The 15,478-nt window shown below is 55.0% G+C and carries 15 protein-coding genes; 1 reads left to right on the top strand and 14 read right to left on the bottom strand.

Annotated features, from left to right (window positions below):
- Positions 1-76: 76 nt before the first annotated feature.
- The 9 genes from rlpA to leuS form a co-directional block, all read right to left on the bottom strand.
- Entirely contained in the window at positions 77-1,195 is a 1,119-nt protein-coding gene (gene rlpA, locus ABR39_RS11960) for an endolytic peptidoglycan transglycosylase RlpA (protein WP_047347104.1), read from the bottom strand.
- A gap of 16 nt (positions 1,196-1,211) precedes the next feature.
- Positions 1,212-2,324, bottom strand: coding sequence for a peptidoglycan glycosyltransferase MrdB (mrdB, locus tag ABR39_RS11955; RefSeq protein WP_008501037.1), 1,113 nt, complete (start codon positions 2,322-2,324; stop codon positions 1,212-1,214).
- Positions 2,325-2,326: 2 nt separating this feature from the next.
- Positions 2,327-4,228, bottom strand: a complete 1,902-nt coding sequence (gene mrdA / locus ABR39_RS11950; RefSeq protein WP_047347103.1) for a peptidoglycan DD-transpeptidase MrdA — start codon at positions 4,226-4,228, stop codon at positions 2,327-2,329.
- Positions 4,229-4,256: 28 nt separating this feature from the next.
- Positions 4,257-4,724: a 23S rRNA (pseudouridine(1915)-N(3))-methyltransferase RlmH gene (rlmH, locus tag ABR39_RS11945; protein WP_003858701.1), complete on the bottom strand. Its 468-nt coding sequence runs from the start codon at positions 4,722-4,724 to the stop codon at positions 4,257-4,259.
- A gap of 3 nt (positions 4,725-4,727) precedes the next feature.
- Positions 4,728-5,045, bottom strand: coding sequence for a ribosome silencing factor (rsfS, locus tag ABR39_RS11940; protein ID WP_023334893.1), 318 nt, complete (start codon positions 5,043-5,045; stop codon positions 4,728-4,730).
- Between the two features lie 269 nt (positions 5,046-5,314).
- Positions 5,315-5,980: a nicotinate-nucleotide adenylyltransferase gene (nadD, locus tag ABR39_RS11935; protein ID WP_047347102.1), complete on the bottom strand. Its 666-nt coding sequence runs from the start codon at positions 5,978-5,980 to the stop codon at positions 5,315-5,317.
- Positions 5,973-7,004: a DNA polymerase III subunit delta gene (gene holA, locus ABR39_RS11930; RefSeq protein WP_047347101.1), complete on the bottom strand. Its 1,032-nt coding sequence runs from the start codon at positions 7,002-7,004 to the stop codon at positions 5,973-5,975. The genes nadD and holA overlap by 8 nt, the downstream gene beginning before the upstream one ends.
- Positions 7,004-7,573, bottom strand: a complete 570-nt coding sequence (lptE, locus tag ABR39_RS11925; RefSeq protein WP_047347100.1) for an LPS assembly lipoprotein LptE — start codon at positions 7,571-7,573, stop codon at positions 7,004-7,006. The genes holA and lptE overlap by 1 nt, the downstream gene beginning before the upstream one ends.
- A gap of 14 nt (positions 7,574-7,587) precedes the next feature.
- The gene (gene leuS, locus ABR39_RS11920; protein WP_048339042.1) at positions 7,588-10,170 is read right to left on the bottom strand and encodes a leucine--tRNA ligase; all 2,583 of its coding nucleotides are present in this window, start codon (positions 10,168-10,170) and stop codon (positions 7,588-7,590) included.
- A 214-nt stretch (positions 10,171-10,384) separates the two neighbouring features.
- Here leuS and ABR39_RS11915 point away from each other — a divergent pair, with 214 nt between their 5' ends.
- Positions 10,385-10,867 (top strand): zinc ribbon-containing protein, encoded by a 483-nt coding sequence (locus tag ABR39_RS11915; RefSeq protein WP_047347386.1) that lies wholly within the window; start codon positions 10,385-10,387, stop codon positions 10,865-10,867.
- Positions 10,868-11,016: 149 nt separating this feature from the next.
- On the opposite strand, the gene rihA is transcribed toward ABR39_RS11915, so the two are convergent.
- The 5 genes from rihA to ABR39_RS11890 all read right to left on the bottom strand — a co-directional run bounded on the left by rihA (position 11,017) and on the right by ABR39_RS11890 (position 15,279).
- Positions 11,017-11,958, bottom strand: a complete 942-nt coding sequence (gene rihA, locus ABR39_RS11910; protein ID WP_047347098.1) for a pyrimidine-specific ribonucleoside hydrolase RihA — start codon at positions 11,956-11,958, stop codon at positions 11,017-11,019.
- A 120-nt stretch (positions 11,959-12,078) separates the two neighbouring features.
- Complete coding sequence (locus ABR39_RS11905; protein ID WP_047347097.1) at positions 12,079-12,804, bottom strand: amino acid ABC transporter ATP-binding protein; 726 nt, start codon at positions 12,802-12,804, stop codon at positions 12,079-12,081.
- Positions 12,804-13,478, bottom strand: a complete 675-nt coding sequence (gene gltK / locus ABR39_RS11900; protein WP_047347096.1) for a glutamate/aspartate ABC transporter permease GltK — start codon at positions 13,476-13,478, stop codon at positions 12,804-12,806. Before gltK ends, ABR39_RS11905 begins: the two co-directional genes overlap by 1 nt.
- Positions 13,478-14,218 (bottom strand): amino acid ABC transporter permease, encoded by a 741-nt coding sequence (locus tag ABR39_RS11895; RefSeq protein ID WP_023310756.1) that lies wholly within the window; start codon positions 14,216-14,218, stop codon positions 13,478-13,480. Before ABR39_RS11895 ends, gltK begins: the two co-directional genes overlap by 1 nt.
- 155 nt (positions 14,219-14,373) lie before the next feature.
- Complete coding sequence (locus ABR39_RS11890) at positions 14,374-15,279, bottom strand: amino acid ABC transporter substrate-binding protein (protein ID WP_023334902.1); 906 nt, start codon at positions 15,277-15,279, stop codon at positions 14,374-14,376.
- Positions 15,280-15,478: the final 199 nt, after the last annotated feature.

Genomic DNA, 15,478 nt, shown 5'->3' with positions numbered 1-15,478 from the left:
AGGCAGGCATCCGACTTTAAGCATGAGTTTGTGAATGTGTTTTACACAAACTGACATTTCGGACACCGCCGATTAATTACTTTGCAACAGCGATAAATGACTGAAGCTGAGCTTCATTCTGCAAGCGCTGCTGAAGGGTCGTTGCCTGCGATTTGCTGGCAAACGGCCCCATCTGAATACGCCACACCGCGCCGTTCTGTTCAACGCGTCCTGGTACCCCGAACTGCTGGCTCAGACGCTGTTGATACTGTTGGGCCCGCGCCCGATCGCTCACTGCGCCAACCTGAACCACATAGCTGCCGCTGGCCGCAGCCGCTACTGCCGCACTTTGTGTAGTCGCTGGCGCCGTTACGGGAGCCGGTTGGGTCGCTGGTGCTGTAACAGGAGCTGTAACAGGAGCAGGGGCTGGCGTAGGCTCGCTGCCTTCAAGCACGCCCGAAGCTAAGGTCGTCGGTGCACCCAGAAAACCGCTGCTCTTTACCGGTGCGCCGGTTGAATCATCGCTTTGCAGGGTGTCATTGCTGATCGGACGGATTTCTCCGCCTGGCTGAGAAGGTGCTGCCGGAGACGAGGCGCTTCCCATTCCGCCGTCAAGATTTGGACGGTCAGGAAGGGCGTAGGTCTGTTTCGCCACCGTCGTACACGCGGTGCCCGGCCCGGAGAGCGAGCCATCCTGCGCCACGATAATCGGGTCAATACGGACTTTGGTATTGTTCGAGGTGTTCAGGCGATCGGCGGACGCGCGAGACAGGGAAATCACCCGGTCATTCCCGTACGGGCCGCGGTCGTTGATGCGCACGACGATCATACGGCCGTTCGCCAGGTTGGTGATACGGGCGTAGCTTGGAATCGGCAGCGTTGGGTGTGCCGCAGTCAGCTGCATTGGGTCGAACGCTTCCCCGGAGGCCGTCAGGTTACTGCCTGGCTCAGCATCATAAATGGCGGCAAAGCCAGCCTGACTGAAACGGGACGGATCCTGAACAATTTTGTAGCTTTTGCCGTCGCGCTCGTAATCCTGATTAGCACTGGCATTCAGCGGTTCATAAACGGGATCGGCTCCGCTGATTTCAACGTTCGGGCCATTACACACCGCAGGCTGCGGCGGCGCGACGGTTGCCTGTTGCTGACCATCATCACTTGTGCAGGCCGCAAGTAAACTTGCCGCGATGCAGATCCCCAGCCACTGCTTACGCATTCCGATCCCCTTATTTTTATACGCTTTTTGACAACATTTTTCTGTGGGTATGGATCGACATCACGATACCAAACCCGGCCATCAACACGATCAGTGCCGAGCCTCCGTAACTCACCAGCGGCAGCGGTACGCCTACCACCGGCAGAATACCACTCACCATACCAATATTTACGAAGACATAAACGAATAAAATCAGCATCAACCCGCCAGCCATGACGCGACCAAAGGTGGTTTGCGCGCGTGCTGCAATCCACAATCCCCGCATGATCAGCAGGACGTACAGCGCCAGCAATATTAATATGCCAACCAGCCCCAGCTCTTCCGCCAGTACGGCGAAGATAAAGTCGGTGTGGCGTTCCGGTAAAAATTCCAGCTGCGACTGTGTGCCGTGCAGCCAGCCTTTACCGCGCAGGCCGCCGGAGCCAATCGCAATCTTGGACTGAATAATATGATAGCCCGCGCCCAGCGGATCGGTTTCCGGATCGAGCAGCATCATGACGCGCTGGCGCTGGTAATCATGCATCAGGAAGAACCAGAGGATAGGGATGAACGCCGCGATCAGCACTACCGCGATACCAATCAGACGCCAGCTCAGTCCCGACAGGAAAAGGACAAACAGGCCCGAGAGGGCGATAAGGATTGAGGTGCCAAGGTCAGGCTGTGCCGCAACCAGCAGCGTCGGCAGGAAAATCAGCACCAGCGCGATGGCGGTATTTTTCAACGACGGCGGACAGACGTCGCGGTTGATAAAGCGAGCCACCATCAATGGAACGGCGATTTTGGCAATTTCCGAGGGCTGGAAGCGGACAATACCCAGATCCAGCCAGCGCTGCGCCCCTTTTGAAATGGCGCCAAACGCATCTACCGCAACCAGCAAAATAATACAGAAGATGTAGAGATAGGGCGCCCAGCCTTCGTAGACGCGCGGCGGGATCTGCGCCATCACCACCATGATGATCAGACCCATCGCGATCTGGCCGATTTTGCGCTCCATCATGCCGATATCCTGGCCACTGGCGCTCCAGATAACCAGTGCGCTGTAGACCAGCAGAGCCAGGAGGATCAGCAGCATGGCTGGGTCGATGTGGATTTTATCCCACAGCGATTTTTTATTTGGATTATCCGTCATGATTATTGGTCCTCCGCCGCAGCGGCGGCCGGGTTTTCAGCCGGCAGTTCGGTGTTGTTATCACCCAGCATAATGTGGTCAAGGATCTGGCGCATGATGGTCCCTACCGCTGGCCCGGCACCGCCGTTCTCCAGAATCATCGCCACCGCAACCTGCGGGTTATCATAAGGGGCAAACGCCGTCATCAGCTTATGGTCACGCAGACGTTCGGCAATGCGGTGTGCGTTATAGGTTTCGTTGGCTTTCAGACCAAACACCTGCGCGGTACCGGATTTCGCGGCCACCTTGTACGGTGCGCCGGTAAAGTACTTATGCGCGGTGCCGTTCGGGCGGTTTGCCACGCCGTACATACCGTCTTTCGCGATTTCCCAGAAGCCGGAGTGAATGTCACCCACAGGCGCTTCGTGCGGCTGGTTCCAGGGCACTTTTTTACCGTCTTCAACCGTACTTTGCAGCAGATGAGGGACTTTCACCACGCCGTCATTGATGAGGATCATCATGGCTTTGTTCATCTGAAGCGGCGTTGCCGTCCAGTAACCCTGGCCGATACCCACCGGAATGGTGTCACCCTGATACCACGGTTTTTTAAAGCGCTTCAGCTTCCATTCACGCGTAGGCATGTTGCCAGAACGCTCTTCTGAAAGGTCAATGCCGGTGTAATGTCCGTAGCCGAATTTACTCATCCACTCTGACAGGCGGTCGATCCCCATGTCATAAGCCACCTGATAGAAGAAGGTATCCGCAGACTCCTCCAGCGATTTGGTGACGTTCAGATGGCCGTGGCCCCATTTTTTCCAGTCACGATAGCGCTTATCTGAACCTGGCAGCTGCCACCAGCCCGGGTCAAACAGGCTGGTATTACGGTTGATGACGCCGGCACTCAGTGCCGAGACCGCCACGTACGGTTTAACCGTGGATGCCGGTGGATAAACCCCTTGCGTCGCGCGGTTTACCAGCGGCGTATTGGGGTCATTAAGCAGGCCGGAATAGTCTTTACTGGAGATGCCGTCAACAAAGAGATTCGGGTCATAGCTTGGCATTGACACCATCGCCAGGATGCCACCGGTACGCGGATCGGTTACCACCACGGCTGCACGGCTGCCCGCCAGTAAGGTTTCAATATACTGCTGCAGTTTAAGATCGAGCGTCAGATAGACGTCGTGCCCCGCCTGAGGCGGCACTTCTTTCAGCTGGCGAATAACGCGGCCACGGTTGTTAACCTCAACCTCTTCATAGCCGGTTTGCCCGTGCAGTACTTCTTCGTAGTAGCGTTCAATTCCCAGCTTACCGATATCGTGCGTTGCCGCGTAGTTGGCCAGCTTGCCGTCTTTATCGAGGCGGTCGACGTCTTTGTCGTTAATCTTGGAAACGTAGCCAATCACATGCGTCAGCGCGGAGCCATAAGGATAGTAGCGACGCTTGTAACCCTTCACTTCCACGCCGGGGAAACGGTACTGATTCACCGCAAAGCGGGCCACCTGAACTTCCGTCAGATTGGTTTTTACCGGAATGGAGGTGAAGCGGTGAGAGCGAGCGCGCTCTTTTTTGAAGGCGGCGATATCGTCATCGTTAAGATCGACAACGCTCTTCAGCGCTTCCAGCGTATCCTGAACGTTATCGACTTTTTCCGGCATCATCTCGATTTGATAGATGGTGCGGTTTAACGCAAGCGGAGTGCCGTTACGATCGTAAATAATGCCGCGGCTGGGTGCGATGGGCACCAGCTTAATGCGGTTTTCGTTTGAACGCGTCTGGTAGTCGGTAAAGCGGACAATTTGCAGATTATAAAGGTTGGCGATCAGCACGCCGGTAAGCAGCAAAATCCCCGTAAAGGCGACCAGCGCCCGGCGCACAAACAGCGCGGACTCAGCCGTATAGTCGCGAAAAGAATTCTGTAGTTTCATCCGCTGCTTAATCTACCCTGGTCAGTCATTACTCGCGGTGATAGGGGTGGTTGGTAGTAATGCTCCACGCGCGATACAGGCTTTCTGCTACCAGTACCCGAACGAGCGGGTGGGGAAGCGTCAGCGCGGAGAGAGACCAACTTTGTTCGGCTGCCGCCTTGCAGGCAGGGGATAACCCTTCAGGCCCGCCAATCAACAGACTGACGTCACGGCCATCCTGCTTCCAGCGCTCCAGTTCGTGCGCCAGCTGCGGCGTATCCCAGGGCTTCCCTGGAATATCGAGGGTAACGATGCGGTTTTTGCCTGCGGCAGCCAGCATCAGTTCACCCTCTTTATCGAGAATACGTTTGATATCAGCGTTCTTGCCGCGCTTTCCGGCGGGAATTTCCACCAGTTCGAACGGCATGTCTTTTGGAAAACGACGCAGATATTCAGTAAAACCGGTTTGTACCCAGTCTGGCATTTTGGTGCCGACGGCGACCAGCTGCAACTTCACGCATTAACCCCAGAGTTTTTCCAGCTCATACAGGCGACGGCTCTCGTCCTGCATGACATGGACAATGACATCGCCGAGGTCGACAACTACCCAGTCAGCCGTCGCTTCACCTTCAACACCCAGCGGTAACAGCCCTGCTGCACGCGATTCCTGAACCACGTGATCGGCAATCGAAACCACATGACGCGTAGAAGTACCGGTGCAGATGATCATGCAGTCGGTAATACTGGATTTACCCTTAACGTCGATAGCGATGATGTCCTGACCTTTCAGGTCATCAATTTTGTCAATAACAAAATCCTGGAGTGCTTTACCCTGCAAGTTTTCCCCCTGGGGTGAATGAGATTATAAAACGTTGAATTCGTAGCCAGGCAGTATACCTGAACTCACGCCTGTATCGGGACAACTGTCTCCGGCCAGGCTTTTGAAGGCGGGTATCATCCCACCCTCCGCCTGAGATTGCATCGCCATTTTTGTAAAACAATTTCTGTAAAGCAATGATCGGCGGGAAAGTCTGGCAGCGGAGGATAACAGTATGGCTTAACCTGTCAAGGCAGGATAAACAATAAGCCACTTTTTATGCCCTCCGGCTATTCATCTGCGCTTTTCTGATACAAACCGTGCGTATGGATATACTCAAGCACCGCTGCCGGTAGCATATCGTCACACGCTAAACCTTGCTGTAAACGCTCGCGAATGAGTGTTGCAGAGATATCGAACCACGGTGTTTCCGCCAGATAAATCTTCCCGGCAGGCTGATTGTGAAGATCCTCAACGTTATCCGTGAGATGGTCTTCCAGCCACTGCTGGTACTGTGCTTCGCGCATGGTCAGCGGATAGCCCGGACGGCGGCAGACGAGCAGGTGGCTGTTCTCCAGAATGGTTTCATACTGATGCCATGTGGGGAAATTCAGCAGGGAATCCTGGCCGATGATAAAGGCCAGCGGCTGGTCTGGCCCTTGTTCGGCTCGCCACTCCTGAAGCGTCTGAGACGTCCAGGAGGGCGTGTTGCGACGCAACTCACGCTCATCAAGTGTGAAGAGCGGTTTATCTGCGATGGCAAGGGCGAGCATCTCTTTTCGCTGCTCGCTGGTTGCCTCGGGCTGCGGACGATGGGGCGGGACATTATTGGGCATAATGATGACGCGCTGAAGGCCGATCAGATTCGCCAGAATTTCAACCGGCTTCAGATGCCCGTAATGTACCGGGTCGAAGGTGCCGCCATACAAGGCCTGTAAGGAATGCATACTATCCATCAATAAAAACGTCTGCCAGCGCCTTATGGCAAAGCAGCAGAGAAAGGCTTTCCAGCTCTGCCCAGACCGACTGACCATAATCTTGTTTTAACGTGAGCTCAGCGCGCATCAGAAGCTGTACAGCCTGACGAAGCTGTTCATGACTCAGGCGGTTAACGGCCTCGGTGGTCAAAGCCCTGCGATTTTGCCACACCCGATGTTTATCAAACAGCGAGCGCAATGGCGTATGTGCAGATTGTCGCTTGAGCGTAACCAGCAGCAACAGTTCGCGCTGCAGCGTACGCAGCAGAATGACGGGTTCGCTCCCTTCCAGACGCAGCTGCTGCAGAATATGCAGGGCGCGTTTGCTTTTCGCCGACAGCAGCGCATCCACCCAGTGGAACGGCGTGAAGTGCGCCGCGTCGTTAACGGCCTGCTCAACGCGCGGTAAGGTCAACTTGCCGTCCGGCCACAGCAGAGAAAGTCTGTCCAGCGCCTGCGCCAGGGCCAACAGGTTACCTTCATAGCAGTAACAGAGCAGTTGATTTGCCGCATCATCCAGCTGAAGGTTGTTCTGCTTCGCTCTCGCAGCCACCCACTTCGGCAGATGCGCCTGCTCAGGCGTCTGACAGGTGACCAGCACCGCGTGGGTGGCGAGCTGGGTAAACCACGCTGCGTTTTCCTGGGCTTTGGTCAGCTTGTTGCCACGCACAATGAGGAGCAGATCGCTGTGTAACAGGCTGACCAGCGTGGCGAGCTGTTCATTAATGGCCGCGTTAGGACCATTATCCGGCAGCAGGATTTGAATCGTCTGGCGCGAGGCAAAAAGGCTCATCGCCTGACACAGTGAGAAGAGGGCGTTCCAGTCGGTATTGTTATCGAGCTGGACGGTGTGGTGTTCATCAAAGCCCTGCGCGGCTGCCGCATGTCGCACGGCATCCAGGCTTTCCTGAAGTAATAACGGATCGTTCCCAAGAAGCAGATACGCCGCGCGCAGCCCTTCATTGAGCTGCGCGCGGAGTTGTTCAGGATACAGCCTGATCATCAGTTACCCATGGAGGTAGAAACAGGAGCTGCGTTAGCGTCCGGTTTTTCGATGATGTCAGAGCCTTCTTTCTTAGACGCTGCAACGGTCGGCAGTTTACGGATCAGCTGTTCCGCCGCCTTGTCGTACATTTCGTTGATGATAATCTGCTGTTCGGCATCTTTTGCCAGCGCCGTCTGCGGGTTATCAAAGAACGAACGGTACACTTTTGTACTGATTGGATAAATGTCTTTACCCGGGATCAGCACGGCTGCATTAACCGTCATGACCATTTGATACTCAGCGGTGCGGCCATCCTGGAAGATAGAGGCCGTATCCTTGCCGAGCGTCATCCCCAGAACACGCAGAGACGGAACATCCTGGCGCAGCGTGTCTTTCTCAATCAACTCAACGCCGTTCAGACGCAGCTGATTACGGATTGCCCGGCTGAGTGGACCATTCGGATCCGAAGAGTCAAAGATCATTGTTTTCATCTGAGCAGGCACCGCCGTAGTATTGCGCAGGTGCCAGCCACAGCCAGCGGTGACAAGCACCGCCAGAGATAAGAGTATTGTTGCCAGTTGTCGCACGTTTCCTCCCGCGCTTAGCCAACGACCAGATTCAGCAGTTTACCCGGTACGTAGATCACTTTACGCACGGTAACGCCCTCAAGATATTTTGCGACCAGAGTTTCCTGGCCCGCGCGCTCGCGAACCTGTTCTTCGGTTGCATCGACCGCCACGGTAATTTTACCGCGGACTTTGCCGTTTACCTGGACCACGACCAGCGTTGTGTTTTCCACCATCGCTGCTTCGTCAGCCTGTGGCCACGGCGCGTTGTCGATATCGCCTTCGCCTTTCAGCTCCTGCCACAGGGTGAAGCTGACGTGCGGAGTGAACGGGTTCAGCATGCGAACAACCGCCAGCAGCGCTTCACGCATTAAGGCGCGCTCCTGCTCACCGTCCTGCGGGGCTTTCGCCAGCTTGTTCATCAGTTCCATAATAGCCGCAATTGCGGTATTGAAGGTCTGACGACGACCAATATCGTCAGTCACTTTCGCAATCGTTTTATGAACATCACGACGCAGCGCCTGCTGATCTTCAGTCAGCGCGGCGGCGTTCAGTGCCGGGGCATCGCCCAGAGCGGTATGTTCGTAAACCAGTTTCCAGACGCGTTTCAGGAAGCGGTTCGCGCCTTCAACGCCAGACTCCTGCCATTCCAGAGTCATGTCTGCCGGAGAAGCAAACATCATGAACAGACGCACGGTATCCGCGCCGTAGCGCTCAACCATTACCTGCGGGTCGATGCCGTTGTTTTTAGACTTGGACATCTTGCTCATGCCGGTATAGACCAGCTCATGACCTGCGGCGTCTTTGGCCTTCACGATACGGCCTTTCTCGTCACGCTCAACGATAGCATCAACCGGAGAAACCCAGTTACGCTCGCCGTTTGCACCGACGTAGTAGAAGGCATCTGCCAGCACCATGCCCTGGCACAGCAGCTGTTTAGCCGGTTCGTCAGAGTTCACCATGCCGGCATCGCGCATCAGCTTATGGAAGAAGCGGAAGTAGAGCAGGTGCATGATGGCATGTTCGATACCACCGATATAGATATCTACCGGCAGCCAGTAGTTTGCCGCATCGGAGTCCAGCATACCGTCCTGATACTGCGGGCAGGTATAACGCGCATAGTACCAGGATGACTCCATAAAGGTGTCAAAGGTGTCGGTTTCACGCAGCGCAGGCTGGCCGTTGACGGTGGTTTTGGCCCACTCAGGATCGGCTTTGATCGGGCTGGTGATGCCGTCCATGACCACGTCTTCCGGCAGGATCACCGGCAGCTGATCTTCCGGCGTTGGCATCACGGTGCCATCTTCCAGCGTCACCATTGGGATTGGCGCACCCCAGTAACGCTGACGGGAAACGCCCCAGTCGCGCAGACGGAAGTTAACTTTACGCTCGCCCACGCCAAGGGAGGCCAGCTTATCGGCGATGGCGTTGAAGCCTTCTTCGAAGCTCAGACCGCTGAACTCCCCGGAGTTGAACAGGGTGCCTTTTTCGGTCAGCGCCTGTTCGGACAGGTCTGGTTCTGAACCGTCGGCGGCCAGAATAACCGGTTTGATGGTCAGACCGTATTTGGTGGCAAATTCGTAGTCGCGCTGGTCGTGACCCGGAACGGCCATTACGGCGCCCGTGCCGTATTCCATCAGTACGAAGTTGGCGGCCCAGACAGGGATGGCTTCGCCAGTCAATGGGTGAATGGCTTTAAAGCCGGTATCAACGCCTTTTTTCTCCATCGTCGCCATGTCGGCTTCGGCCACTTTGGTGTTGCGGCACTCGTCGATGAAGGTGGCCAGTTCTGGATTGTTTTCTGCCGCTTTCTGCGTCAGCGGGTGACCTGCGGCCACGGCCAGGTAGGTCGCGCCCATGAAGGTGTCCGGACGGGTGGTGTAGACGGTCAGGGTCTGGTCGTAGTTCTCAACGTTGAAGGTGATCTCCACGCCTTCAGAACGGCCGATCCAGTTGCGCTGCATGGTCTTAACGGTATCTGGCCAGTGGTCCAGGTTATCCAGATCGTTCAGGAGCTCATCAGCGTAAGCGGTGATTTTAATAAACCACTGCGGGATCTCTTTACGCTCAACTTTGGTGTCGCAGCGCCAGCAGCAGCCGTCGATAACCTGTTCGTTTGCGAGAACGGTCTGGTCATTCGGACACCAGTTAACGGCAGAGGTCTTTTTGTACACCAGGCCTTTTTTATACAGCTCGGTGAAGAATTTCTGTTCCCAGCGATAGTATTCCGGGGTACAGGTTGCCAGCTCGCGGCTCCAGTCATAGCCAAAGCCCAGCATTTTGAGCTGGTTTTTCATATACGCGATGTTGTCGTACGTCCACGGTGCCGGAGCCGTATTGTTTTTTACCGCTGCGCCTTCCGCAGGCAGACCGAACGCATCCCAGCCGATAGGCTGCAGGACGTTTTTGCCCAGCATACGCTGGTAGCGCGCAATCACATCACCGATGGTGTAGTTACGCACATGGCCCATGTGTAGTCGACCAGAAGGATAGGGAAGCATCGACAGGCAGTAATACTTCTCTTTGCTCTCGTCTTCGGTTACTTCAAAGGTGCGCTTCTCGTCCCAGTGTTGCTGGACTTTTGATTCTATCTCTTCCGGGCGGTATTGCTCTTGCATGGCAGCCAGTGGTCCTGTTTTCAATACAGCTACAAATGTAGCCAATGGATGTGGTAATTCAGATCCGCATAGCATAGCCCAAACGCCCGCGTCAAAACAGCCTTTCGCACAAATGCGCTTTGCAGGAATTTACCGGGTCTGTGCTTCACCTGACAAAGCGGTGATGAAATAAGGTCTATTATTAGAAATAGTTACTTACCCGGGAGGCAAAATGATGAACAAGGTTGCTCAATTTTACCGCGAACTGGTGGCGACACTGACGGAACGGCTGCGTAACGGCGAGCGCGATATTGACGCGCTGGTTGAGCAGGCACGTGCCCGCGTGACGCAAACGGGTGAGTTAACGCGAACCGAAGTGGAAGAGGTAACCCGCGCCGTGCGCCGTGACCTGGAAGAGTTTGCGCGCAGTTACGAAGAGAGTCAGGACGAGGTCGCTGACAGCGTGTTTATGCGGGTGATCAAAGAGAGCCTGTGGCAGGAGCTGGCGGATATCACCGACAAAACGCAGCTGGAGTGGCGCGAGGTATTCCAGGATTTGAACCACCACGGCGTCTACCAGAGCGGCGAAGTGGTGGGACTGGGCAACCTGGTGTGTGAGAAGTGCCATCACCATATTGCGGTCTATACGCCGGATGTACTGCCGCTGTGTCCGAAGTGCGGGCACGACCAGTTCCAGCGCCGGCCGTTTGAGCCCTAGGTAAAAGCAAAACTGTTTGCTCCCTCTCCCTTTGGGAGAGGGCTGGGGTGAGGGCATCAGGCCGCACAAAGTAAAAGCAAAACGGCAACCCCGTTGCCGTTTTTAGTGTTTGCACCCTCTCCCCGTGGGAGAGGGTTGGGGTGAGGGCATCAGGCCGCACTATAGTAAGCCAGTCTCTCCGCCAGCAAATCCACAAACGCCTCCCGGTCGATGTTCACCATCACCGTAGTATTTGGTTTATTCCCCGTCAGCGAGTAATAATCCACCACCGTCATGCCCTGGGTGTATTTTCCCTGCGTCTCAACGCCAACCCATCTGTCCACCGTGGTAAACATCTCAGGTTTTAACAGCCAGGCAATTGTGCACGGGTCGTGCAGCGGCGCGCCGTGGAATCCCCATTTCTCGACTTTGTGATACTCCATAAAGAAATCGAGCAGCTCAGCCACGGTTGTCGCGACCGGATTACCTACGGCACGGAAGCGCTCAATATCGTCAGCCATAATCTGCGCGCGATGAGTAACATCCAGCCCCGCCATCACAATCGGCAAGCCGGACTGGAAGACGATCTCGGCGGCTTCCGGGTCGACAAAAACGTTGAACTCGGCAGCCGGCGTCCAGTTTCCCAGCCCCATCGCGCCGCCCATGATGACGATACGGGCGATTTTGCTGTGCAACTCGGGATGACTATTAAGCAGCAACGCGACGTTAGTCTGCGGGCCGGTCGCCACCAGCGTGACGGGCTCAGCGCTTTCTCGCAGCACTTTTGCCATCAGCTCAACTGCGGTGCAGTTTTGCGGTGCGAAACCTGGCTCCGGCAGCGCGGGACCGTCCAGCCCACTTTCACCGTGCACGTTATCCGCGATAATTAACTCGCGCATCAGGGGCTTGACCGCTCCGCCAGCGACGGGAATATCGGGGCGGTTGAGCAGCGTCAGCATGCGTAAAACGTTACGCAGGGTTTTATCCGGCGTCTGGTTTCCGGCAGAAGAGGTAACGGCTTTGACGTCGAGTTCAGGGGAGGCAAGTGCAAGGACGAGTGCAATCGCGTCATCATGACCCGGATCGCAATCGAGAATGATCGGTTGTGCCATAGCGTTCTCCATTCATAGCGTTATTTTGTGACAAGGTTAACGCTGCAATGTGACGCCGAATAGAGGAAGAAATCTAAAGCGTGAAGCAGTGCGCAATCCGAAGATTGCGCACTGAGAAGATTAGTGCAGGATTTTGGCCAGGAAATCTTTTGCGCGCTCGGATTTCGGGTTAGCGAAGAACTCTTCTTTCGGCGAGTCCTCCACGATCTTCCCTTCGTCCATAAAGATCACGCGGTTGGCCACTTTACGGGCGAAGCCCATCTCGTGGGTCACCACCATCATGGTCATCCCTTCGTGCGCCAGCTCGACCATGACGTCCAGTACCTCGTTGATCATCTCAGGATCGAGCGCCGACGTTGGCTCATCAAACAGCATTGCAACGGGATCCATGCACAGCGCACGGGCAATCGCCACGCGCTGCTGCTGGCCGCCAGAAAGCTGCGCCGGGAACTTATCGGCATGTGCAGAGAGCCCAACGCGTTCCAGCAGCTTCAGACCTTTCTCGCGCGCAGCTTTTTTATCACGCTTAAGCACTTTCACCTGCGCCAGGGTCAGGTTCTCAATAATGGAGAGGTGAGGGAACAGCTCAAAATGCTGGAACACCATGCCAACGTGAGAGCGAAGCTGGGCAAGATTGGTTTTCTTGTCGTTGACTTTGGTGCCGTTGACAACGATCTCACCCTGCTGGACCGGCTCCAGTCCGTTGACGGTTTTGATCAGCGTCGATTTACCGGAACCGGACGGCCCGCACACTACCACCACGTCGCCTTTTTTCACTTCGGTGGAGCAGTCGGTCAGCACCTGAAAGTGCCCATACCATTTAGAAACATTTTTCAGGGAAATCATTATACCGTCCTTTTCTTCAGCCAGCTGACCAACAGCGACGCGCTTAAACTAATCACAAAATAGACCGCACCCGCGAAGAGCACCATCTCGACCTGCGTACCATCACGTTCACCGATGGTTGACGCGGTACGGAAGAAGTCTGCCAGACTCAGAACGTAGACCAGGGAGGTATCCTGGAACAGCACGATACCCTGGGTCAGCAGGAGCGGAACCATGGCGCGAAACGCCTGCGGCAGAATAATGAGCTGCATGGACTGCCAGTGCGTCATCCCCAGTGCCAGTGCGGCGCTGGATTGCCCGCGGGAGATGCTTTGAATGCCCGCACGGATAATTTCCGAGTAGTAAGCGGCCTCAAACATGGAGAACGCCACCATCGCGGAGATCAGGCGGATATCGGTTTTCGGCGACAGGCCCAGCACGTTTTGCAGGAAGCCGGGCACAATCAGGTAAAACCACAGCAGCACCATTACCAGCGGGATGGAGCGGAACACGTTAACGTAGGCGGTCGCAAACCAGGCGAAAGGCTTAAAGCTCGACAGGCGCATGACGGCCAGCAGGGTACCCCAGACGATACCAATGATGATGGCAATAACGGTGATTTTTAAGGTAATCACCAGGCCATCAAGCATGTATGGCATGGATGGAACGATAGAACTCCAGTCAAATTCGTACATTATTTGCCCCCCAGATTACCCGGCAGGCGGATTTTGCGTTCAACCAGGTTCATCACCAGCATGATGAAAGCGTTAATCAGAACATACGCGAGCGTGATCGCGGTGAAGGATTCCCACGCGTGCGCGGAGTAATCCAGCAGTTTGCCCGCCTGAGCGGCCATATCGACCAGGCCGATAGTCGAGGCGATGGCCGAGTTTTTCACCAGGTTCATCATCTCAGAGGTCATCGGTGGAACGATAACGCGGTAGGCGTTAGGCAGCAGCACATAGCGGTAGGTTTGCGGCAGGGTCAAGCCCATTGCCAGGCCCGCATTTTTTTGTCCACGGGGTAATGACTGAATGGCGGCACGCACCTGCTCGCAAACGCGCGCAGCGGTAAACAGCCCCAGACACATCATGGAGGAGACAAAGAACTGTACATTCGGATCCAGTTCCGACTTGAACCACATGCCAATATTTTCCGGCAGCAGTTCCGGGATAACCAGATACCAGGTAAAGAATTGCACGATCAGCGGAACGTTACGGAACAGTTCCACATACAGGGTGCCAAGTGTTGAAAGAAAACGGTTAGGGACGGTGCGCAGAATACCGAACAGAGAACCGACAAGAAACGCGATAATCCACGCCGTTATCGATAATGCCACGGTAACCTGAAAGCCGCTCCACAGCCAGCCAAGATAGGTGGTGTTGCCGAACGGGGCTTGTTGCAGGAATATGCCCCAGTTCCAGTCTATTGACATAATAAACTCCAGAAAAAAAAGGGTAGCAGCGCTACCCTCGAAGATTGGTGAGAAGCTCATTTTTCGCGCTGAGTGGGGAACGACCACTCAACGTATAGTCTGTCCATGCTTCCCGACAATCGAGAGGGCAGGAGATCCCGCCCCTGTTGTTCTAATTAGTTAAGAGCTTTGTCATTTGGAGATTTGAACAGCGCTTTCATGTCTTCAGACAGTTCAAAGTTCATGTTGAGATTTTTTGGTGGAATCGGGTTCTTGAACCACTTGTCGAACCATTTTTCCGCTTCGCCGGAGGTCTGCACCTGAGCGATGGTGTCATCGATCAGCTTTTTGAACTGCGGATCGTCTTTACGCAGCATACAGCCGTAGGCTTCTTTCGACTGCGCGGTACCGACGATATCCCAGTTGTCCGGTTTTTTCGCTTTCGCACGCTCGCCCGCCAGCAGGGCGTCATCCATCATAAACGCGACGGCACGACCGCTTTCCAGAGTACGGAAGGAGTCGCCATGGTCTTTCGCGCTGATGATGCGCATATCCATTTTCTTCTCGTCGTTCAGCTTGTGCAGCAGCACTTCTGAGGTGGTACCGGAGGTGACAACGACCGCTTTGCCTTTCAGGTCAGCGAAGTCTTTGATCTCACCGCCTTTCTTGGTCAGCAGGCGGGTGCCCACAACAAAGATAGTGTCCGAGAAGGCAGCCTGTTTCTGACGCTCGAGGTTATTGGTGGTGGAGCCACACTCGAAATCAAAGGTGCCGTTTTGCAGCAGTGGAATACGGTTCTGTGAAGTGATTGGGATCAGCTTCACCTGCAGGTCAGGTTTGTTCAGCTTTTTCTTCACAGCTTCAACGATGGCGTTGGAGTAATCCTGTGAATAGCCCACGACTTTTTGCGTGTTGTCGTAGTAAGAGAACGGGACTGAAGATTCACGGTGGCCGACCACGATGACGCCGTTTTTGGCAATCTTGTCGAGAGTGCTGCCTGCTGCCGGAGCATCTTCAGCGTGAACCACGCCTGCAGACATTCCCATAACCAGCATTGCTGTGGCCAGTTTACGTAATTGCATACCCAACTCCTTTTTTATCAGCGCCAGTGACGCTTTGATACCCATTGTGATGTTGTTATATCTCGCGCAATGCGAGTGCAGTGTTATGCAAGCTTGTTAACATTTAGTCTGGCTTAATGTAAAGATTTTGCTGCGTTATTGTTTATTTTTGCGAAGCGCGCCGCACCATTCAGAGGCAAATATCTCCCGTTGCACCGTT

It is taken from the genome of Enterobacter genomosp. O, assembly GCF_001022965.1.
Classification (GTDB): Bacteria; Pseudomonadota; Gammaproteobacteria; order Enterobacterales; family Enterobacteriaceae; genus Enterobacter; species Enterobacter cloacae_L.
The sequence above is the reverse complement of the archived record's forward strand: the minus strand, read 5'-3'. Positions and strand labels throughout refer to the sequence as shown.